The sequence below is a fragment of the Roseovarius litorisediminis genome, from assembly GCF_900172295.1.
GTDB lineage: Bacteria > Pseudomonadota > Alphaproteobacteria > Rhodobacterales > Rhodobacteraceae > Roseovarius > Roseovarius litorisediminis.
Genome location: NZ_FWFL01000005.1, coordinates 278,265 through 301,128 on the forward strand (window position 1 = coordinate 278,265; position 22,864 = coordinate 301,128).

A 22,864-nucleotide genomic window follows, 5' to 3' on the forward strand; every position below is an offset into this window, starting at 1 on the left:
TCTTGACCGGCTAGGCCGACTGTTGCACAGACATTCATGCGCAATGGCAATTTGGGGTAGTCCCAAGGAACGTTGATTGAGACAATCCGAAATCATGACGAAAACCCTGATAATTCATATCGGCCATTACAAGACGGGAACCACAGCTCTTCAGGTGTTTCTTGAAGAAAATGCCCCGTTTCTGGAAACGATCGGCTGCGAATATTCTTTGGTTCGACTGGAGTATTCCAAGCATTCGGATTTTGCCTTTTCAATCCTGCGTGCTGCCGGTGTCGAGAATTTTATGCATGGTTATGGCAAACCCTACACCCCCAGGGAAATGTGGGGAGAACTGTTTGAGACGATCGAAAACTCAGACCTTGAAACCACCATCATCAGTTCCGAAGAGTTAATGCGCATCGGTCAGTTCCCGGCCGCTGCCAAAATACTTGGTGACGTTCTGAAGGGCCGGCCTGAAGGTCTGAATGTCAGGGCAATCGTCTATTTGCGCGATCCGGCCTCACACCTTGAATCCTGGTACAATCAACTGATCAAAATGGAATTTCCCCTGCCAGAGCTTAATCAGGCAGTCGATTGCGAAATCGAGGATATCCATTTTGACTACAGACGGGCAATCAACCCATGGGTCGATCTTCTGGGGCCGGAGAATGTGATTGTCCGCCCCTACATTGACGGACACGACGACCCTGCGGCCCTGCACCGCGATTTTCTGAAGGCAATCGGCGTCGAAACGAAACAAGATCTGGCAGTGGAATTCGGCAACCTTAATCCACGTCTGGATGATCGGGCGATCGAGTTGTTGCGCCTGATGCAGAACATGGAGTTTCCACCGGTCACGATAGAAAGAATTCGCACACAGTTACTATCCTACCTTGAGATTCAGGACGCCCGCGCATTGGAAAAGGGTGGAGGAATGGAAATGGTCCGTGCACGCGCGCGCGCCGGGGTTGAATGGCTTTCCGATCTGCCATTAAGCGCCATCCCCGTCGAAGATTTTACGAATGCTCTGCCTGAAGAAATACCGCAGCAAAAAGTCGAAACCAATCTGTTGATGGGGTTCATTTTTTCAGAACTTATTCGCCTTCGCCAACGCGTTAACCGCATCGAGGCCAAACAGGTCACTGCCCGGATCACTGAACTTGAGCGCAAGATTCAGGAACTGGAAGCGCGCGAATGAAAATTCTCTTTTACAATTGGGTTGATTATCTGGATGACGAAAAACGTGGCGGAGGTGTGGGCGTTTATCAGAAAAACCTGATCCACGCATTGGGTGATTCTGATGATGTTGAGTGCCTTTTTTTGTCGTCGGGTATTTCCTATGACCTGTTCGGAACAGCGCCGCGGTGGGAAAGGGTCAGGCACGGTAGCAGTGAAGATCGGAAGTTGCGATTTGAAATCGTCAATTCGGGTGTTCTGTCGCCAGCGCATCATTCATTTGGTGACGAAAGACAGATTGAAGACCGGGCGACGACTGAGGTCTTTTTCAACTTTATCCGCAAGAACGGCCCCTTTGACGTGGTACATTTCAACAATCTGGAAGGCCTGCCTGCCAAGGTGCTTTCCCTGAAAGAACTTTGGCCGGACACCCGTGTGGTTTTTTCCCTTCACAACTATTATCCGATTTGCCCGCAGGTGAATCTATGGTGGCATGAAAAGGAAAACTGCCTGGATTTCGACGGTGGCCGACGTTGTACCGATTGTCTTGAGCATCGTCATGACGATCGAGTTGTACGTCTGGCAAATGCTGTTGCCTTTCGGCTGAAGAAACTTGGCATGCGCCCCGGGACATGGATTTTTGACCACGGTTTTGGGCCCAGCATGCGTTGGGCTGGTCGGAGTGTAAGACTATACAACCGACGTTTCAGAAAAAATGGAACGGGCGCGGCACCCAGGCAGGACAAGGTGAAAACCACAGGCTTGCTGGAACGGGTTGAACCGGCTTACCCAAAGTTTGCCAGGCGGCGCAGTGCCATGGTGGAAATGATAAATACCTATTGCGACCATGTGCTTTGCGTTTCTGAAAAAGCTGGTGAAGTCGCTGCCCGGTTCGGCATTTCCCCGGCATTGATCAAGACAGGGTATATCGGAACCCGCCATGCTGAAAAGTTCGCGGCAACCTCGGCGGCGTCCAGTTTCGTCAAGCCGGATGGCACCGTCACCCTTGCCTATCTTGGGTATATGAGGCGCGACAAAGGATTTTTCTTTCTTCTTGATGCGCTTGAGGCGCTGCCGGTCAAGGACGCGGCCAGGATAAATGTCGTGATCTGTTCCAAGCTTGTAGACAGCCAAACGATGGACAGAATTACGCAGTTGTCAGAAAAGTTTGCGTCAGTTTTGTTTGCCGATGGCTATGCCCACGATCAGCTGGACGAGTTGTTGTCGGATGTTGATCTGGGCCTGATCCCGGTTTTATGGGAAGACAACCTTCCGCAGGTCGCGATTGAAATGCATGCGCGGCATATTCCTCTGATGACGTCAGATCTGGGGGGCGCGCAAGAGTTGGGGCGTTGCCCCGATCTTGTGTTCAAGGCGGGCGATGTAAGCGATTTTGCAAGGGTATTAGGCAAAGTCCTGTCAGGAAAACTATCGATAGAGGCCTATTGGGCGGGGGCTATGGCCCCCTATACAATGGACGACCATCTGTCGGAATTGCGCAAGCACTACGCTGTTCCTGCACGGCCCATTGCCCAAATGCCATCTGCCATGCCAGCCGGAAAACCGTTGCCGAAACCTGCCAAGAGAACAAACAGGGTTTTGTTGTGATGGGCAAAGCCCCTTGTCCCCCTTGTCCCCCTTGTGCCGCATCGGTCAGAGAAAGATAAAGTCTTGGTCGCCGATCTGTGCTGACACGAGTCCCTCAAGCAACACGCTGCCGTCCTGCCAACTAAGAAAAAGCCCATCGGGCGTATCGTCAAAGGTGACAGACGCTGACGGTTTGGCAACGCTCAAAACATCAACATCCGGCGTGAAGTCAGTAATCCTGCGGTTGCCTGCCGCTACGCGGAAAACAAACACGTCGGCCCCGGCGCCCCCGTTTAGTTGGTCATCGCCGCCACCGGCGTCAATCGTATCGTTGCCCTGGCCGCCAAAAACTGTGTCGCGCCCATAGATATCCGACTGGTCAGAATCGACATAGGTATCGTTGCCGGCCTCAAGATAGGCCAGGTCGCGGCCCAAACCGCCATCAATCCAGTCGTCGCCGTCACCGCCAAATAACTTGTCATCGTGGCGCCCGCCAAACAGGCTGTCATTTCCTTCGCGACCGATCAGAAGGTCATTGTGCCAATTGCCATAGATCACGTCATCGCCGCCGCCGCCGTTGACCGTGTCATTGCCATCACCGGCATAAATGGTGTCGGCGCCGTAATAGCCAGTTTGGTCATTGTCATCGAAGATATCGTCACCGGTCCCCAGATAGGCAACATCGCGACCGTTGCCGCCATCGACGACGTCATTTCCATCCCCGGCGTAGAGGGTATCAAACTGCCCGCCGCCGACCAGCAGGTCGTTTCCGGCACCTCCGGTCAGCACGTCATGGCCATCCTGGCCATAGATCACGTCATCACCGCCGCCGCCGTTGACCGTGTCATTGCCATCACCGGCATAAATGGTGTCGGCGCCGTAATAGCCAGTTTGGTCATTGTCATCGAAGATATCGTCACCCGTCCCCAGATAGGCAACATCGCGACCGTTGCCGCCATCGACGACGTCATTTCCATCCCCGGCGTAGAGGGTATCAAACTGTCCGCCGCCGACCAGCAGGTCGTTTCCGGTGCCTCCGGTCAGCACGTCATGGCCATCCTGGCCATAGATCACGTCATCGCCGCCGCCGCCGTTGACCGTGTCATTGCCATTACCGGCAAGGATCGTATCTTGCCCAAAAGCGCCAGACTCCGCACTATCTTGATAGGTGTCATTGCCAGAACCCAGACGGGCAAGGTCGCTTCCATCGCCGCCATCGACCGTGTCATCGCCGGCGCCGGAATCCAAAGTATCCTGGCCAGCCCCCCCAAAAGCCGGTCACCGCTGTCATAGCTGAAAATAAGATCATCGCCACTGAACGCTTCGATGACATCCTTTCCTGCGTGGCCGGTGATTGTATCATTTCCATTCGTTCCTTTGATGTTACGCTGAACCAGCAACAGGGGCCTGTCCGGGCCATTCTGGATGGAAGCCAACACTGCTGCCCGTTCGAGCGGCGTAGAGTCATGGCTGTAAAGTTCCAACTGTTCGCCGCGCCATTCAATCACCGCGCCAAAGCTGGTCCTGGTAATGTTCAGAAATGTGGGATCGTAAAGAAATGGCAGCGCAGTCAGATCAAGGCGGTCCTGGACGACGTTGAAGTCGGCAATGCGATCAACCGCGCCATCTGCATCAAGCACAAAAAGGTCGGCGCCTGCGCCCCCGGTAAGGGTATCCTGCCCGGCACCATCGAAAAGGATGTCGTCACCTGTCCCGCCAGAAATCCGGTCAATCCCGGCATTCCCGGACAGCAGGTCATCGCCTGCTGAACCAGACAGATCACCCGCTGCAGGCGCAGCGATGAAAACCGAACCGCTGTTGGCAACCGAAAAGGAAAGCTGCGTGATGCCGGCCTCGCCCTGACCAGCAACCAGTATCAGAACCTCGTCCCCGATCTGCACCGCACTTATTGCGGATATGTTCTGGAGCCCGGTGAGATTGCTGTCGGCAAGGCTGGCAAGATGAACAAGGTGGCCGTGTGGCAACAGGGCCAGCACACTGATGCCATCATCCCCGCCGCCTGCGATGACATAGGTCAGGCCATTTACGGCAAGGGTCGCGACGCTCTGGACCTGGCCGAACCGTGTGTTGAGCGTGTCCAGTACATGATCCGTTGCAACCAGTTCACCCGTCGGCGTCAATCGCAGCACAGACAGGGCCCCCATTTCGCCGGTGGTGCTGGAAGACGCAACAAGCACATAGGCGTTACCCTGAACTGTAACAGCTTCGATTGCAGTGATTGCAGGCAGAAGACCAAGGCCATTTTCCGTTCCGATCACGCCGCGCAGTGTCAGTGCGCCCGTGCCGGGATCGACACTGTAACTACTCAAACCGGTTTCCGACCCGCTGGCAGCAACGACAAAATCGTTTTCGCTGAATCGAATGCTGGTCATTTCCGCAAGATCAAGCACATGGCTGTCGTCCCCGTCCAGCACCCGGGATACCTCGGCCAGGTTCCCAAGGCCGTCAGGCGCGTAGACGCCGATGCCCTGCCCATCTGCCATTGCCGCATAAACATAACCGGCGGCGGCAACATAAAGCCCACTGATCCCCGGCCCACCGTTAGCCGTCATTGAAATTTGCGTCTGTGCACCGATACCGTCCGATACAGTGGCTGTGTAGCCCCACAGCGCATTACCATCTGCAGCGCCAACCAGCAGAAGCGACTGCGCCCCAAGTTCCAGCAATGACAAGCCACCACTTAGCGCACCAATCGGCAGGTTTGGAAAGTACACCTCGTCAACCGGTACCGGCAGGCCGCCTTGAGAAAGAGCGTAACGCACCAATCCTCCGCCCGCGCCGGTGACAGACGTCAGGACCGGCCCGGCGCTGCCGGGCACGATATGCAGATCCACTATATTCATTGTCAGAGGTGAGGCTAACGCCCCGATCCAGCCCCCAACACGCAAATCAAGCATTGCTCAATTCCTTGCCAACCTCTGGAAGCCCAAGGTGGACATGCAGCTTGAGACAAGCGTGCCGATATTCCGGCCAAAGTTTGGAATTTAGCAACAAATGATCGTGTTACGTTAATCTTGCGGCAGGGCGGTATTCACGCGCTGGCGTCTGGTTTCAGGGGAAAGCCGTAGGACTTATACCACGCTGCCATGCAGTATGCTTAATGCCATCGTTGTCAGGACAAGAGTTTGCGGTGCAACGCGATTGCTTCGTCCAGGTCCTCAAAATATTCCAGACGCCCGTTTTCCAGAACAATACCTGCGTCACAGAATTGCTTTATCTGTCTCATGTCATGACTGACAAGAATGGCGCTGCTGGACTTGACGCGTTCACGAAAGATGGCGTGGCTTTTTTTCCTGAAAGAGGCGTCGCCCACCGAAGTGACTTCATCCACAAGATAGGTATCAAACTGAATGCCCATCGAAGTACCAAAGCCCAACCGGGCCCGCATACCCTGAGAATAGGTGCGAACCGGCATGTAAAAATGTTTTCCCAACTCGGCAAAATTTTCCACAAAGGCCACAAGCGCATCCGTATCAACGCCGTAAATCCGGGCGATGAAACGTACGTTCTGGGCGCCGGTCATTTCGCGGTGAAAGGACGAGCCAAAACCGACAGGCCATGAAATAGTCCCATCACTTACGACCCGGCCCTTATTGGGCCGTTGGGTGCCGGCGATCAAGTCAAGCAGGGTAGACTTGCCAGCGCCATTGCGCCCCAACAAAGCAAGCGAGACACCGGTGGGCAGGGTCAGATTCAGGTTGTCGATAACCAGCTTGCGCTGCCCGCGTACCATAAAGCTTTTTGATAGGGATTCGAAGCGGATCATCGGCCCTGCGCCCTTTTAGCTTAGCTGCGATCACGGATGCTGTAATAAATCAGCGCCATGATTGACCAGCTCAGGCCAAGGAACAGCGCCGCCAGACCGGAAAGTACAAACCGGCGGGGAAACTCGGATTCGTCGGCAAGCGTCGGTTTGATATAGGTCGCCAGATAGCGGCTTTGACGCGAGGCATTGGCGCGGGCGACATCCATCGCTGTCAGAGCGGCGCGGTAGGTTTCTTCAGCAACTTCCCGATCCACAGTCAGACTTTCGAACTCGGCAATCAGTGTCGGATAGTCTTCACCCAGTTCACCTACGTCGTTGCCATCGCTTGCAAAGGTCTGACGTTCGTCGGCGATACGATCACGGATTACTTCGATCCGGCGACGTGCCTGCAGCAGGCGGGGGTCGTTGACGTTTGTAGTTGTCTCAAGCAAAAGATCGTTGTCAATAAGCGCCTCTGCGAGTTGCTGTTGCAGGTTATTGAGAACGCCCATTCGGCCCTGAATATCCGCAACCGGGTCGACAATCTGGGTTCTTGTACGGAACTGTGTCAACGCCTCGCGCGCCTGTTTCAGCCGGTCAATCGCTGCGTTCAGATCATCCACGGCATACCCCATGGCGTCGTCACGGGCGGCGGTATTGAGAGCGTTGATCATGTCCTGGCTTTCGCGCACGATCGCCTGGGTGATGCTCTGTGCCATCCCGGGATCAAATGCCATAACCTGAAGGTCGATCAGGCCTGTCGCCTGATCATGTGACACCCGCACGACGCGTTGCCAGTGCCACAGCAGATCTTCGTCGCTGGCGTCGGGCCAGAGCGAAAACAAAGGATCGCGTTGCCAGTTGGTTGCGTAGTAATCCTTGAGACCAAGTTCGGAATCGATTTTCTGAACGATTTCCTGACTTTGGATGTATTCGAACAGAATGTTGCTGTCCGCAGAGGCGGGGGTGCTTGCGAATTGTGCCAACCCTCCCAAAAGGTCCGAGGCACCGCCGCTTTCTTCCTGGCGCACCGTAAAGCCCGTGTTCGAGCTGTATTGATCAACGGCAACCATCCAAAGATACAGCACAATCGCTGCCAGCGGCAGCAGAACCAGGACCGCAAAACTGGCAAGAAGGCCCCAATGGCGGCGATGCATGGTTGCAGTTTCCGCGATGGGAAGCACCTGAATAATGGGGGGTTGGGCAGGCCCTTGACCCTGTTGTTGCCCAGGCCCCGGATTTGGCCCCGGCTTTTTACCGGGTCCGGGTCTTTGGCCTTGTTGCGGGGCGTGCCCTTTATTGGGGCCTTGATCCTGATGCGGTAATGGATTGCCGCCCGGGCCTTTGCCCTGCGGCCCCGCCGGTTTTGGCTGTATCGCCACTTGCCCTTTATTGGCGCCCCCTGGCTGGTTGTTGCCCACATTTGGCCTGGGATTTGTATTGTCGTTGTTTGTCAATATCTTACCCTTTGGCGATCCGGTTTGATCTTAGCCTGTTCTTTCTACATAATCGCGCCAGGAAACGCTAGCATCGGAATTTAGGCCATATGTCCTCTGGTGACCCCCAAACCCAACCTCCGGCGCGAATAACTGGACTGCGAAGACGGCGCTTTGCAACGCCCCGCACAATTACGGCTCTCATGCTGCGTGAGATGTCTACCCGCTATGGGGCGTCCCCCGGGGGGTACGCCTGGGCGATTGCCGAGCCATTGGGCATGATCATTATTCTGGGTGCCGCGTTTTCGTTGGTTTTGCGCACCCCATCGCTGGGCAGCAGCTTTCTGCTGTTTTATGCAACCGGGTTTCTGCCTTTCAACCTTTACCAAAGCCTGAATGGCATGATCATGCGGGCAATCTGGTTTTCCCGACCGTTATTGGGGTATCCGGCTGTCACGTGGATGGATGCGTTGCTGGCAAGGTTCATTCTGAATTCTCTGACAGCGATTCTGGTCAGCTATATCCTTTTGGTCGGGATCATGATTGTTACCGAGACGCGCACCGTTCTGGATATGGGCCCGATTGTTCTGTCCATGGCCCTTGCCATGTTGCTGGGCCTTGGAACGGGCGCGCTGAATTGCCTTTTGATCGGATTGTTCCCTGTGTGGGAGCATGTCTGGTCAATTGCGATGCGCCCGATGTTTCTGATCTCCGCGGTCTTTTTCATTGTTGAAGATCTGCCCCCGTTTACCCAGAATCTCCTTTGGTACAATCCACTGGTCCATATCAGCGGTTTGATGCGGATGGGATTTTACCCGATGTATTCACCCGGCTATATCAGCGTAACCTATGTCGTTTCCGTTGCCTTGATCACCATGGCCCTGGGGTTTGTACTTTTGGCAAGGTATCATCAGGACATCCTGAACCGGTAAAAGCCCCAAAAGCGTTCATCTGTTAATCAAAGGGATTGTTGGTCAGGCCTGTTCTTGTGACAGTGCGATCACCGCCGTGTGCGGGCGATCGGTTCTGCATCTTAGACCATCAAGAATTCCAACCCATAGCAAGCGCAGATAGCCCCGGCGCACGCCGCTGTGGTCGGCGACTTTCAACACCCATTTAGGCAAGATCAGCAACAGCAGAGGCCAGAACATCCAACCCGCAGCCATTCGGTACAGCATCATCAGATTCCGGTGGTAGTAATAGACTTTCCAAAGTTGGTTAAAACGCCGTCGCTCGCCGGAAAAGGTTGAACACGCGTGCTCAAAATGAATTTCGGGTTGAAAGGCGATGCGACCGCCTTGCTGGCTGAGTCCAAGAGTGTAGATGCCGTCATCGCCGTAAACAAACAGGGCCGGATCCGGGTATCCGGCCATATCAATTGCCCTGCGGGACAGGAAAAGACCGACGAATGAGGTGATATCGACATGGCGCGCAGTGCTACCTTTGTAGTCTGCTGGTTTCAGGTGAAAGCCGTCGCGACCTCCGCCCAGTATCAGAGTGCGCAGAAACACCCGCAGGTGCCAGAACGGATTTCGTGAAGGGCGGTTCATATCGCATATCTCACCGCCTGGGAGATACACGGCTGACGCCACCGCATCCCAGCCGGAATGATCAAGTTCGTGAAATTTTCTTATGGCATCTGTGGCGGGTCGCCCGTCGTCATCCATCACCACAACCCAATCGGGGTCAAAGGTGGATGCCGCCGCACGCAGGCCGGTTGAAAAACCGCCTGCACCGCCGCTGTTTGTCTTTTGGCGGATAACATGCAGCCTTGCATTTCCAGCTGTCTCGGCCTGCAACCATTCGGCGGTGCCATCTGAACTGGCATTGTCAACGACAACCACCGATGCAAGCAAACTGGCAGGGCTTTCAAGCAGCCGGGTGACCGTCTGCCGCAGGTGTTCCAGACGATTATACGTCACCACCACTGCAACCAGCCGGCCCGCTGTTTTCGCATCAAGGTCTGACATATTCACCGATTCTTTTTGCAGCGATTTCTTAAGCAAAACTCACAAATAGGGACTGGTGTCAAATACCTGTGGTGTTCCCAAACTCGCGTCGTTTCCTGTAAAGTGCCAGAAGCCTTTGTAAGCAGTGACAAAACCAAATGCAGTTGGTAAACGTCATCCATTATTGAGACAGGAGTTTTCGACGTTGCTGATTGAACCTACGGCTTTGCCCGGACTGGTTGTTTTGACGCCCGCGCGCTACGGTGATGCTCGCGGCTTCTTTTCCGAAAGCTGGAACCGCCAGAGAATGGCAGAGCACGGTCTGGATTTCGACTTTGTGCAGGATAATCACTCGCTTTCTGTGGCGCAGGGTACGGTGCGTGGCTTGCATTTTCAGACCCCGCCCCATGCGCAGGCCAAGCTGGTGCGTTGTGGGCGCGGGCGGCTTTTGGATGTTTCCGTAGACCTCAGAAAAGGGAGCCCTACCTTTGGCAAATGGGTGGGTATCGAACTGAGTTTCGAGAACGGCAAGCAACTGTTGATTCCGGAGGGATTTGCCCATGGCTTTGTCACGTGTGTCCCTGATACCGAAATCATCTACAAGTGCAGTGATTATTACGCCCCCGAGTGTGACCGCAGCCTGCGCTTTGATGACCCCGAGATTGGCATCGACTGGGGAATAGATGCGGGCGAAGCAATCCTGTCTGACAAGGATGCCGGGGCGCCACTGTTGGCCGATCTGGACAATCCGTTCATCTGGGAAGGCTCACAATGAAACTGCTGGTGACCGGGGGGGCGGGGTTTATCGGGTCTGCCGTTGTGCGGCTGGCCGTATCGCGTGGCATTGAAGTGGTTAATCTCGACGCGCTGACCTATGCCGCCTGCCTTGAAAACCTGGCCCCGGTGGCCGACAACCCGCTGTATCATTTCGTCAAGGCCGATATCCGTGATCCGGACGCGCTTGAGACTGTATTTGATGCCCATCAGCCCGACGCAGTGATGCATCTGGCCGCAGAAAGCCATGTCGACCGTTCGATTGACGGGCCCGGTGCCTTTATCGAAACCAACGTTACCGGCACCTATAACCTGCTGCAGGCTGCACGTGCTTATTGGGAGGGGAAGGGCAGGCCGGATACGTTTCGGTTCCATCATATCTCGACCGACGAGGTGTACGGTACATTAGGCGATACCGGCCTGTTTACCGAAGATACGCCCTATGCGCCCAACAGTCCCTATTCTGCGTCCAAGGCAGCATCCGACCATCTGGTGCGGGCCTGGGCCGAAACCTATGGCCTGCCGGTGGTGATCACCAATTGCTCAAACAATTACGGCCCCTATCATTTCCCCGAAAAACTGGTGCCGGTGGTGATCCTGAATGCGTTGGCGGGCAAGCCGATCCCGGTTTATGGCAAGGGCGAAAACGTGCGCGACTGGCTGTATGTCGAGGATCACGCCGATGCTCTTTTGTGTGTGCTGAAAAATGGCGAACGCGGTCGCAGTTATAATGTCGGCGGCGAAAACGAAGCGAAGAACATAGATCTGGTGCGTATGATCTGCGCCATTCTGGACCGTCTGAAACCGGCCGAAACGCCCTATGCCGATCAGATCACCTTTGTCACTGACCGGCCCGGCCATGACCTGCGCTATGCTATTGATCCCACCCGCATCCGGACAGAACTGGGCTGGAAACCTTCGGTCACGCTGCAAGAGGGGTTAGAGAAAACCGTGCAGTGGTATCTTGATAACGAGGCCTGGTGGCAGGCGTTGCAGGCGCGCGACGGCGTGGGCAAACGGCTGGGCACCGGCACATCAGGGCCCGCGAAATGAAGCTGCTGGTGTTTGGCAAAACCGGTCAGGTCGCCACAGAACTGGCGCGCCTTGAAGGCGACGCATTTACCCAGGCGGTGTTTTTGCCCCGCGATCAGGCCGATTTGTCCGACCCCAAAGCGTGCGCGGCGATCATAACGGAGACGCAGGCCGACGCGGTGATCAACGCCGCAGCCTGGACTGCCGTGGACAACGCCGAAGAGCACGAGGCCGAGGCAATGGTCATCAACGCCGATGCGCCCGGCGCCATGGCGCGCGCCTGTGCGGACCGAGGCCTGCCGTTTCTGCATGTTTCGACCGACTACGTGTTCGACGGCGCGGGCGAGACCCCCAGGAAAGAAACCGATCCCGTTGCGCCGCAAAACGCTTATGGGCGCGGCAAGCTGGCTGGGGAAAATGCCGTGCGGGCGGCAAGCGGTCCGCATGCCATTCTGCGCACTTCATGGGTGTTTTCATCTCATGGGGCGAATTTTGTCAAAACCATGCTGCGCCTGTCCGAAACTTGCGACGCGCTGTCGATTGTAAGTGATCAGCACGGCGGACCAACCCCCGCGGCAGATATTGCTGCGGCACTGGTTAAGATGGCCCATGCCATGGTTCAGGGGCAGCCGGGCGGCACCTATCATTTCGCGGGTCAACCCGACACAACATGGGCCGGGTTCGCCCGCGAGATTTTTGATCAGGCGGGCAGGGATGTGACGGTGACAGGAATCCCGACCCGAGATTTTCCGACGCCGGCCACGCGCCCGCTCAACTCGCGTCTGGATTGCAGCGCCCTGGCGGCTGATTTTGCCATTTCCCGACCTGACTGGCGGCAGGGATTGCACCACGTGCTGGACGAGATGAGGGGTAAAAACTAGGGTGATGACAAGGCCGCCCGATGCGCAGGGACCGGCCGGTATGGGGGCATCAATGGCTGTATCCGACACTCCTGCACGACAACGCCTTGCACAGGCCGGGCGATGAGCCTGCCAAAGGTTTCAGTCATAGTGCCGGTCTACAACGTGGCCGACCATGTTGCGGCCTGTATAATGTCGGTCGCAGAACAGAATTTTACCGATTTCGAGGTTATCGTCGTCAACGACGGATCAACAGATGGCAGCGACCGGATCGCCCGCAAGATCGCGGCAGGGGATCCGCGCTTTAGTTTTATCGACCAGCCCAATGGTGGCCTTTCAAAAGCCCGCAATACCGGGATCGACGCCGCCCGTGGTGCATTTGTGGCCTTTGTCGACAGTGATGACCGGGTGGCGCCCGATTACCTGTCAGAGTTGATGACCGCCCTGCACGAAAGTGGTGCTGATTGGGTCTCCTGCGCTGTAGGATTCTGCCATCCGGGTGCTGCACCACAACCCCATTCCGCCGTTCACGGGGCACCTTCGGTTTCGCCCGAAACACCGCCCGAGCGGCATGATTTCAGCGACTGGCGTGAGGTTGCACGCCATTTTCCCTCGGCGTGGAACAAACTTTATCGCCGGTCCCTGATTGGCGACATCCGGTTTGATGAGGATCTTCTGTATGAAGATCACGCATTTTTCTGGCGCTGCGCTGAAAAAACGGATCATCTCTTGCGCCTCTCCAAATCCCTTTACCTGCAGACACAGGGGCGTGAAGGGCAGATTACCCGGGATGGCTCGGACCGGGTATTCGAGCAATTTACAGTTTTGGATAGCCTGGCCGATATCGTCGCAGTGTCGGGCAAATCGGGCGGGGCGCAGGCGCTGGCACAGATTGCCACAAGGCTAAGTTTTGAGCGGTCTACGGCAATTACCGATCCGAAACGCCGGGTTCATTTTTTAAACAGGGCGCGCGACTGGTTAGCAGGTTGCGCCTTGACGCCTGATGCTGCTTTGGGTGTTCCGGCCAGCTGGATCAGTTCCCTGCAGGGGCGTATTCCGGTGACCATTGTCATTCCCAGCGACGGCAACCCCGGTCCTTTATGCGATACGCTGACCGCTCTGTCTGCCCAATCCCTGCGCGAGACTGAAATCCTTGTTGTTCCCGACGAGAGGCGCACCACCGCAGGGTCTGATACATACGCGGCAATTCTTGCAGAGACCCGATCCCGCCCAAATGTCGCGGTTGTGGCTGGTGCATCGGGTGTACCGGACGCGCGCAATCGTGGGCTAGTCGCTGCCCGCGGTGAAACGGTTGTTTTTCTGGACGCCGGCGACAAGGTGCCGCCGCAAGCGCTTATGGCTTGGCACAATCAGTTACACCTGGCCGACGCAGACATGGGGTTTTCGCGATTTTTCATGGGCGGAAGTAATACGCCTCATGAGGGTCTGCATGACCATACCGGAATCGCACCCGAACGGCGAAATTCTGAAACAGGGTTTGAACCGGATACGGGCGACGCCCTTGAAATCCATGCCCATCCTTCGGCCAAGATTTTCAAACGTGATTTTCTGCTGCGTCATGCGATCACCTTTGCGGACCATCCGCTGTCGTCCTGGGGGTTTTTAATTGCGGCTGTGACGCAGGCCTCGCGGATTGTGGGGTTGCGTGGGCATCCGGCACGTATCGCTGTCCGACCTGAAACGCGGATATTTTGGCGAGCTCCGGTCGAAGCGGCGCAATTGGCTGCTGCGTTAGAGTCGATTGCACATACCCTGCCGCCTGATGTCCTGCCTGAAGGCTGGCAGGCCCGGCTATGGGCGCGCGCCATCTGGGAAAAAGTGAATTTCGCCGATTTCCAGACGCAGGCCGCACGCGACGCATTCGAAGCGGACGCCGGGGAAATTTCCGGCCAGATCCCCGGACTGGCGCAGACACAATCGCTTGATCCTTTCATTGGCCCGCGGGTTCGCCGAATTCTGGGCCTGTGACAGGACCAGATCTTCAGGAAGATAAAGAATTAAACCCCCGGATGTGCGGACTAAGGTTTGCGTCCCGGTTAAAATATCGTCAAAAAGGAATAGGCGACGACCCTTATCAATGCGGGTTGTGAGGAGTTACAAGATGTTTGATTTCCGGACGATTGGCGGTGCAGATTTCGGCTATTTGGTGGACTTTTCCGAATATGACTATGCCAATGTATCTTTTTTCGACAAGCACCGGAAAAACATCCCCTTTCACCTTTCGTTGCGGCGCAAAACCGGACTTGCAGTTATCAATACACGGCTGGATGGCACGTGGGCCGACGAGATTTACAAGGAAGTGACCCTCGCCCGCCGGGGCGACAAGGTGACAATAAATTTTGAAAAGAATGATTTTGTTTGCGTTCGTCTGAACGGCAACGATCTGTTTAGTTTTGAAGGTGATTTTGCCGGCCTCAGCGAAATCCAGCTTGTTGAGTTCAATGGCGGCCTGGTACAGGACAGCCTTGAAGTTCAGGGCCCGGCAAACAAAAACCGCGAAAGTCTGGGCAGTCTTGAGCTTGCCGGATATCTTGATATTCAGGGCTGGTCCATCGACCCCGGACTGCCGCGCCAAAACCCTGAGATAACGATTGAAGGGCTGACCGAAGCCATCCTGGTTGAACGTAGGCCAATGCTGAATCTGGCTGCGGCGCATGGCTTGTCTGATCCTCAGGTTGGTATCTATGCAGTTTTGCCCGGGCGTATATGGGAGGCAGCGCCAGACGGCGAAAATCTTACAATCAGCCTGAGTAACAATGGTTTTGCTTGTGGCAAACCGCTGATCCTGACCCGCAAAGAGGTTCTTCAGCGGATCGAACGTATGTGCCGTCAGGACTCGGCCGAAAATAATACCTTTGAGCAACTTCTGGCGATAGAACATGTTCACTTTGGTGAATTTTGGGAGGCCCTGTCGCCACACGCGCAGGCCGTACTGCAAAAAGCAGCGACAACATTCGGGGTTTCCGACTTTTTGAACACCTCTGATACCGGTGCGGTACGTGTTCAACCTGAAGAACCCGAAAGCCGTTTGCTTGGAAAAATACGGGGCTTGTACGCTGAATACCTGTCGCAGACACAGAACCCGGATCGCATCGCGATTTTGGGAAAACTGCTTGACGACTACCCGCTGGCGCCTGCCAGGCTGCACGAGTTGGTTTTAACTCTCACCGAAGAATTCTGCCAGGCAGGCAGCTTTCACGAGCTTTATGGTCTTGCGCATTCTTATGGTCTAAGGGGATTTGGGCCCGCTGAAGACAATTGGCGGAATACGTCAACTTTGCCGTACCTTTGCCGGGAAGGACGCCTGGAAGACGCGCAGGCGCTTATGTGGCAAATTGCAAATACTCATGGCGAAGGTGGTAGGAAAAGCGGGTGGCTGGTAACTTCCGCTCTGAATTGGAGCATCAGATTCTTCATAACCGAGTGCAACACGCCGTCCAAATTTGATTATCTGAAGCAATTCATCTACGCATTTTTCGCTTTGGTTGATAAATGCAGTCTTGCCTATTTCGATTTCACCCCAAGTACCGAATTGATCGATGCCACTACAACGTTGCTATCAAACTCAGACCGTTTGCCGGAAGATTTTGGCGGCGAAATTGAAACATTTGCGCTGCGGGTTTTTGGGCTTTCAAACCATTTTTGGGAACGGGTCGCCGACGAGATATCCAACGGCAACATAGAACCCAGTCCGCGCCTTGAAACGGGTGCGTCCTGCTTCGATCTGATGCGTCAACGTATGTCCGACAAGACTGTGGATGTTGAACCTGCCCTTGCCTTTTTCCAAGCTTTCAAGACCGTGGATGTAGAAAGATTCCGGCTCGAGCTTCTGGGCCCGCTCGGACTCCAACGACCAAAGGACAAGGATATTCTTGATGCTCTGCTGATATCAGGGCGAGACCCCTCTGAAAGTGTGATGCGGTACCTTGGTTTTCCGGGCGTGCAAGCCCCTAGATCAGGCGCTTTGGACATGGTTGCTCGTGATGCCGTACGTGCTCGATACCTCAAGTCAAAAAAGGCGCCATATTATAATCTGCAGTTTGATATCAGTCGGTATATTATTGATTTTACTGCCAGTTTAGACACCAAAGACAGCGGAAATCGAGTTGAATCCCTCAGGGCAATTTTGGATAGAATTCAGCTGCTTTCGTCAAAGCAAAGCGAGTTTCTGGGCATCGGGATGGCGATCAATCTTTTTCAGTTACTGATTAAGATCGACCGCGAAGATCTGGCGCTGCATGTCATGGCCTGGATCGGGGCAATCCGGGCCGAACTTCCGAAAGAGCAACAGGTAGGCCTGTTTGAAGCACCCGCAATACATTGCGCGCTGATGTCATTGCATGTGACGGCTGAAGGGCTTGGTAGTGAACTGGGGCACAGTGTTTCCCGCTTGTTCCCGCGCTTTGACCCAAAGGCGATAGATCTGCCTGTCGGCGGGCCCATGGCAAAGCAAAGGAATGCTGGCTCGGCTTTGTTTGACACGCTTGTGGTGGTATTCTCGTGTAAGCAAAATCTCAACAGCCGCGTGGCCAGCATGCGCGACGGCTGGTTGTCCAAACTGCAAGAACTGGGTGTCCCCTTTCTGGTGGTTGTCGGTGACGGCGAGGGGCAGCTGGTCGATGACGTGTTACATGTCGATGCCAGTGACAGCTACGAAGGGCTTCCGCAAAAAACGCTGGCCTCGGTCAAGTGGGTCTACGAGAACACGTCGTTTTCGCATATGTTCAAGATTGATGATGATTGTTTTCTGGACCCCGAAGAATTTTTCCTGTCACAAAGCTATCGCAAATTTGACTATTACGGGCGGCGTCTGGAGCGGGTTTTGGGCCAGATGGACAGAACATGGCATTTCTCGAAATCCACCTCTGAGCGGGGTCGCAAAGAACTGGACAAATCCCCCGAGCCTTCCGAATACGCCGATGGTGGTAGTGGATATGCGCTTAGCCGCAAAGCCATGCAATGCATCACCCGCAACAGCCAGACGGAAGCGGGCCAACGGCTTGTCAGTGCCAGTTTCATGGAGGACAAGACCGTCGGTGACCTGCTTGCAATGAGCAACATTCGCGTTGCAGACGAAGACTATTACGTGTCCATTCGCAGACGCAGTTACAAAGACGCCACACCGGTGGCGATGTGGGAAAACAGTTTCAATGCAGGGTCGTCAACGCCGGTCAAGCAGGTGCATCTTGATAATCAGGCCGATCAGAAATCCGCCTTTCAGGGTTTGAAATCCTCGGGGCTTTTCCCCAAGAAAATCTGGCCCACCTATGGCAAGGCCCGTCTGGGCGACGCCACCAATATTCTGGAACTGATCAGCGATCAGAGCAAACTTGAAAAGCTCAACGCCGAGCCGCTGGCTGTTGTTGCCTGTGTGCGCAACGAAATGTTCATGCTGCCGCATTTCCTGGCGCATTATCGCAAATTGGGCGTTAAGGCCTTTCTGGTAGCTGACAACTGCTCTGACGATGGCACGCTGGATTACCTGCTGGATCAACCGGATGTGGCAGTTTTTTCGGTCGATACTCTTTACAAAGATTCGCAGTATGGCGTTGCCTGGCAGATCAACATTCTGGCCAATCTCAGGGTGGGCCGCTGGTCTTTGCTGGCCGATGCTGACGAATTACTGGTCTATCCGGGTTGGGAAAAGACCAAACTGCCGAAACTTCTTGCGGGCCGCGATTACAAGGACACTGATGCCGTCCGGATCTTAATGCTGGACATGTATCCCCAGAGGCGGCTGAGTGACGTAGAATTCAAAAGTGGCGATCCGTTTTCTGAGGCAGGTTTCGTTGATAAAACCCCCTTCATCGACAACCCTTCGGGGCGAGGCCCGTTTTCGGATGGCCATACGGTTTCTTCGGCGCTGCGTCACCGGTTGTTGCCGTCATCGCGGCGCGATCTGTTTGTGGCGCAAAAAATCGCCCTGCTGAAATACAAACCCTGGATGCGGCTTTCGGCCGGGCTTCATTATGTCGCTGATGTCAAACAGGCCCAGGCCGAAATGATCTTTGGGCATTTCAAATATAATGCCCATTTCCGGCAAAAGGCCTTGGCCGAAGTGGCCCGGGGCCAGCATTTCAATAATGCCGAAGAGTACCGCCGATACCTGGCGCTTACTGCGGAAGGTCGGGAAGTGATATATGATCCGGCAGTGTCGGTGCCCTGGCGCGAGTGTGAAACTGTAAAGCGCCTCTTGAAATGCTGACTCAGAGCACACCTGCCAACCCTGTGGTTTGGTCCAGGTCCGGAAGGTTGGTTTTTGGGGCCGGGTCAGGGTGATACAATATTTCAGGCGCCAAACAAGATGTCCCGGATATTGTGGGCCTTTTGCGTGCGATCCGCGAGCCGGGTAAAATGCAAAACGCTTTTGAATTTCTGGGTGTTTCGTCGATGCCACTTCAAGTTGCCGTGAGGCTGACTGTCTCTTTACCGATCCGCCTGATTGGATTGGCGTCGGTAGTGCACTGCCGGGTGGTGATGTTGCCTTGGCCAGGTGGCTGTGCAACATGCCCGCAAGTTATCCAGGTGTAGAGGACCAGGTAGGTTGAGCATTCTAATGGTAGGGGCGGGTCTATCCGGCGCTGTGATTGGCCGCAAGCTGGCCGAGGCAGGTCACCGGGTCACGATCATCGACAGGCGGTCCCATATCGGCGGGAACTGCCATACCGAACGCGATCCGGAAACCGGCGTTCTTGTGCATGTTTACGGGCCACATATCTTTCATACCGATGACGCCGGAGTTTGGGACTACGTCAACGGCTTTGAGACGTTTCTTCCCTACATAAACCGTGTGAAAACCACCAGCCAGGGACAGGTTTTTTCGCTGCCCATAAATCTGCATACGATCAATCAGTTCTATGGCCGCACACTGCGCCCGGATGAGGCGCGCGAGTTTATCGAAAGTCAGGCAGATACCAGCATCTCCGACCCCCAAACCTTTGAGGAACAAGCCCTTCGTTTTGTTGGTCCCGATCTCTACAAAGCGTTTTTCAAGGGCTATACTGAAAAGCAGTGGGGCTGTTCACCGCGAGAGTTGCCGGCCTCGATCCTCAAGCGCCTGCCAGTGCGGTTCGACTACAATGACAATTATTTTTTCCATCGGTTTCAGGGCATGCCGGAAAATGGCTATACCCAGATGATTGCACGCATTCTCGATCACTCCGGCATTGATGTGCATCTTGACGTCCGGTTCGATCCATTGCGCGCCCCGGATTATGATCACGTGTTCTATTCCGGGCCATTGGACGGGTATTTCGACTATGCTCTGGGTCGTTTGGGCTATCGCACGCTGGATTTTGAACGTTTCAACTATCAGGGCGATTATCAGGGCTGTGCCGTGATGAATTTCGGCGATCGCGAGGTGCCTTTCACGCGTATCACCGAACACAAACACTTTGCACCCTGGGAACAGCATGACGGGTCTGTCTGTTACCGCGAATTCAGCCGTGCGGCCGGCGAAAACGACATTCCCTATTACCCGATCCGGCTGGTTGAGGAAAAAGAAATGTTGGCCGCGTATGTCAGGCGTGCCGATCAGGCCGAGGGTGTCACATTTGTTGGTCGTCTGGGCACCTACCGCTATCTGGATATGGACGTGACAATCCGGGAGGCGCTGGACACTGCGGATACCTATCTGAACCACTGCGCTGCGGGAACGGCCATGCCGTCTTTTGCTTTTTTTCCCCTGTAGAATTGAAAAGCCGCGACTTACCCGCCTGTCAGCGCCGCCAGCAGATCTTTGGCAAGCGGTTTAGCCTTACCGGTGCTGGTCTGGCGCCAATGTTGGCTGCCCAGTTTTGCGCTTAGCCGGTTGTGCATGACGATTTCGCGCTCGGCTTTGCCCCCTTCCAGAATGCGGATCGCGTGAGTTCCGTTGTCCGCAACCCTCTGAGCCAGAATATGGGTGACCGACCGGCTGAGCAAACCGGGGCCCGTTTTCGACCATGTCGTTTCATTGGAACGCTGCAATAAAGCGCCCCGCGCCCGGCGCGCGGCCAAGATCAAGGCGGGGTGGCCTGGCTGAGATGCGATAAAGTTATTCCCTACCGCGTTGCCCAAGGCCTCGTGAAACAGGACCAGACCATTACCGGGGGCAAGCAACTGAGTCAGATCGCCAACCAGCCGGTCATCAGCATCCGCCCAGATGCCGCCGTAACGGGTCAGCAGACACAACCGCAGCAGATCAGCCTCTTCTGCGGGATTGTTTGCCAGGTTAAAGGCCTGCACCCATTTTGGACCAAAACTTTTGCGCAACAGCGCCAGCGCGCCGGGGCGGTCATAAACCTGCCAGTCTATCCCCGGCAAGTCCTGCCAGCTTTGCATCAGGCGGTCCACCTCGCGGGGTCGGTCAGATCTGTCCCAGTATTGATAGATCTTCGCCGGGATGGGGCGGGCCTGATCAGGGTTCGGCTGCCGCCTCTCGTCCTGCATCCATTCGGCCAGAAAACGCAGCGCCGCGATATTGGATCGGGGGCGCTTCAGCACCTCCTCGGCCAGACGGTCCACTCCCATGGGTTCCGATGCAAAATTCAATCCATTGCGATGTTCGATTTCCAGCTCGCCGTAAAGCTGGCCATTTAACGATATCGACCAATGGGGATGTCTGTCCGTAGACAGGTTGTCATTGTAAGTGCGCTCGAATCTGGCCTTTTCATACAGGCCCAGAGAAATGTACTGGCGCAGTAAATCCGCAGCATGATAGCGGCTTTCGGGGTCCAGTTTTCTGGCTTCGTTTACGGCGGCCTCGGCCCGGGGCAGATCAGCCTTGTGAACATATAAACTGGCTGTCATCTGCCATTGCCGCATCCGGGCAGATTTGGCTGGATGGGGTTGATCCTTGATCAGCTTCAGGGCGTCATCAAATCGGCCGCTTTTTATCAGTGCCTGAACCAGAAGGCCCTGTAATTCCATCGCCAGAGGCCAACGTCGCAGGGCAAAGCGCAAATAGCGGATTGCCAATCCCAACTCGGCCAGACCGACCAACGCCCGGGCAATGAACGCACTGCGCTGCACGGTTGCGGTGCGATTGGTGGGCGTGCGCAGATGTGCCAGCATTGCATTGTAATCCCCAACTGCATGCAGGCTGCTGGCAATGGCATTGACCGCCCGTGGCTTTGGCGTGTGCCCCAAAAGCTTATTCAGCATTTCGGGCTCTGGTGGCAGGTCGCCTTGTTCCAGGGCAAAAAGCAGCATCTGCCTATTTCCCGGGAATTGCGCAAGACACCGCCGGATCACGTCCTCGCGTTCTTCATGGCGTTTCAACAAGGTCAACTGCCGGGCCAGTTCGACATGCATTGCAGCCGAAGCACCGCCTTCATCCAAGAGGTGTTGAAGTTGCATTACCATGTTTTCCGAATGGCCCAGTACTGTCATCAATTGACCATATTCAGCAACAAGGCCCGGGGCCTTTCCCAGGTCAAAATCGCGCATCACGGCTTCGGCCAGTTTCAGCTCGCGTTGCTGGGTCAGCAAACTGGCCAATTTCAGCCTGGACCTGTTATGCTGGGGGTGGTCACTTAACCAGTCCGTCAGCGCTTTGATTGCTTCAATAAAACGGGCCCCGGCCGTCAGCGTGTCTATCTGCACCATGAGATATTCAAAGTTGCCCGGAGCCTTCTGGCGAACCTTGGTGATCAGCGTCTGTGCCTGCACCAAGTCACCATTTTGCAACGCCAAACGGGCCAATACGGCGCTGCAGGCAGGGTTGTCGGGCTGCTTCTTGAGCAGGGAACGGGCCACGGTCCCGGCTTCGTCAAATGCCAGATCCTGGAGCAGCGCTTGTGCTAGGCGCGCCTGATATTCTGCGTTGTCCGTCATTTTGGCAGCGGCCCGCCTGAAATGTTTCACCGCTTGTGAATTTTGCCCCGCCGCCTGCAGGGCTTTGCCCCGGATAAAAAGATATCTCGCGGTTTGTGCATCGGTTGCTGCAGTGATTTCATCGGGCAGTTGGGCCAGGTCCACCGGCCGTCCCTGTTTCAGATCAAGGTCGGCAATCTCGCTCAGCAGGATCGGGTTTTGGGGCTCAATTTCCAATGCCCGTTTTGCGCAACGTCGGGCTAGTTCTGGCATGGCTGCGCGCCCTGCTAACCTTGTGGCGCGCAAGAGTGGCTGAACCTGCTTTATCACCTGCAGCGTGTCACTGGTGATTTCCTTCAATACTGTCTGCGCTTTTTTCTGACTGCCCGAATCCAGCTGGGCCAGCGCCCGGTTCAGCAAATTGGGCAGGGGGGGCGGGGTGGGTTTTTTGGTCATCTGGCCGTTTGTCCATTTTTCATGTTAACCGGG

Annotated in this window: 14 protein-coding genes and 2 pseudogenes; 9 read left to right on the top strand and 7 right to left on the bottom strand. The window is 55.3% G+C overall.

Annotated features, from left to right (window positions below; translation table 11 throughout):
- Positions 1-76 precede the first annotated feature (76 nt).
- Positions 77-1,177 (top strand): sulfotransferase family protein, encoded by a 1,101-nt coding sequence (locus tag PEL8287_RS11780; protein ID WP_235862285.1) that lies wholly within the window; start codon positions 77-79, stop codon positions 1,175-1,177.
- A complete protein-coding gene (locus tag PEL8287_RS11785) occupies positions 1,174-2,763 on the top strand; it encodes a glycosyltransferase (protein ID WP_085892584.1) in 1,590 nt (529 codons plus the stop codon). The genes PEL8287_RS11780 and PEL8287_RS11785 overlap by 4 nt, the downstream gene beginning before the upstream one ends.
- 45 nt (positions 2,764-2,808) lie before the next feature.
- Here the strand turns inward: PEL8287_RS11785 and PEL8287_RS20335 are convergent, their stop codons facing one another.
- The 5 genes and pseudogenes from PEL8287_RS20335 to PEL8287_RS11800 form a co-directional block, all read right to left on the bottom strand.
- Positions 2,809-3,816: a calcium-binding protein gene (locus PEL8287_RS20335; RefSeq protein WP_268877818.1), complete on the bottom strand. Its 1,008-nt coding sequence runs from the start codon at positions 3,814-3,816 to the stop codon at positions 2,809-2,811.
- A gap of 15 nt (positions 3,817-3,831) precedes the next feature.
- Positions 3,832-3,990, bottom strand: a pseudogene (locus PEL8287_RS20550) (calcium-binding protein); the annotation flags it as partial.
- Between the two features lie 56 nt (positions 3,991-4,046).
- Positions 4,047-5,660: pseudogene (locus PEL8287_RS20460) on the bottom strand (calcium-binding protein); the annotation flags it as partial.
- Positions 5,661-5,875: 215 nt separating this feature from the next.
- Positions 5,876-6,529, bottom strand: coding sequence for an ABC transporter ATP-binding protein (locus PEL8287_RS11795; RefSeq protein ID WP_085892586.1), 654 nt, complete (start codon positions 6,527-6,529; stop codon positions 5,876-5,878).
- Positions 6,530-6,549: 20 nt separating this feature from the next.
- Entirely contained in the window at positions 6,550-7,665 is a 1,116-nt protein-coding gene (locus tag PEL8287_RS11800) for a KpsE/RkpR family capsule polysaccharide export protein (RefSeq protein ID WP_085892587.1), read from the bottom strand.
- A 389-nt stretch (positions 7,666-8,054) separates the two neighbouring features.
- Between PEL8287_RS11800 and PEL8287_RS11810 the strand changes: the two genes are divergently transcribed.
- Positions 8,055-8,876 (top strand): ABC transporter permease, encoded by an 822-nt coding sequence (locus tag PEL8287_RS11810; protein WP_085892589.1) that lies wholly within the window; start codon positions 8,055-8,057, stop codon positions 8,874-8,876.
- A gap of 42 nt (positions 8,877-8,918) precedes the next feature.
- On the opposite strand, the gene PEL8287_RS11815 is transcribed toward PEL8287_RS11810, so the two are convergent.
- Positions 8,919-9,914: a glycosyltransferase gene (locus PEL8287_RS11815; RefSeq protein ID WP_085892590.1), complete on the bottom strand. Its 996-nt coding sequence runs from the start codon at positions 9,912-9,914 to the stop codon at positions 8,919-8,921.
- 184 nt (positions 9,915-10,098) lie between these two features.
- Between PEL8287_RS11815 and rfbC the strand changes: the two genes are divergently transcribed.
- The 6 genes from rfbC (at position 10,099) to glf (ending at position 20,270) form a co-directional block, all read left to right on the top strand.
- Positions 10,099-10,668: a dTDP-4-dehydrorhamnose 3,5-epimerase gene (gene rfbC / locus PEL8287_RS11820; RefSeq protein ID WP_176228627.1), complete on the top strand. Its 570-nt coding sequence runs from the start codon at positions 10,099-10,101 to the stop codon at positions 10,666-10,668.
- Positions 10,665-11,720 carry a dTDP-glucose 4,6-dehydratase gene (gene rfbB, locus PEL8287_RS11825; protein ID WP_085892591.1) on the top strand — a complete coding sequence of 352 codons (1,056 nt, stop codon included), beginning with the start codon at positions 10,665-10,667 and terminating at the stop codon, positions 11,718-11,720. The genes rfbC and rfbB overlap by 4 nt, the downstream gene beginning before the upstream one ends.
- A complete protein-coding gene (rfbD, locus tag PEL8287_RS11830; protein ID WP_085892592.1) occupies positions 11,717-12,580 on the top strand; it encodes a dTDP-4-dehydrorhamnose reductase in 864 nt (287 codons plus the stop codon). Before rfbB ends, rfbD begins: the two co-directional genes overlap by 4 nt.
- Before the next feature lie 60 nt (positions 12,581-12,640).
- Positions 12,641-14,548, top strand: a complete 1,908-nt coding sequence (locus tag PEL8287_RS11835) for a glycosyltransferase family 2 protein (RefSeq protein ID WP_503167649.1) — start codon at positions 12,641-12,643, stop codon at positions 14,546-14,548.
- A gap of 133 nt (positions 14,549-14,681) precedes the next feature.
- Complete coding sequence (locus tag PEL8287_RS11840) at positions 14,682-18,785, top strand: glycosyltransferase family 2 protein (protein ID WP_176228628.1); 4,104 nt, start codon at positions 14,682-14,684, stop codon at positions 18,783-18,785.
- Positions 18,786-19,124: 339 nt separating this feature from the next.
- A complete protein-coding gene (glf, locus tag PEL8287_RS11845) occupies positions 19,125-20,270 on the top strand; it encodes a UDP-galactopyranose mutase (RefSeq protein WP_306372187.1) in 1,146 nt (381 codons plus the stop codon).
- Between the two features lie 17 nt (positions 20,271-20,287).
- Here glf and PEL8287_RS11850 read toward each other — a convergent pair whose 3' ends face one another.
- The gene (locus tag PEL8287_RS11850) at positions 20,288-22,831 is read right to left on the bottom strand and encodes a tetratricopeptide repeat protein (protein ID WP_085892596.1); all 2,544 of its coding nucleotides are present in this window, start codon (positions 22,829-22,831) and stop codon (positions 20,288-20,290) included.
- Positions 22,832-22,864 lie beyond the last annotated feature (33 nt).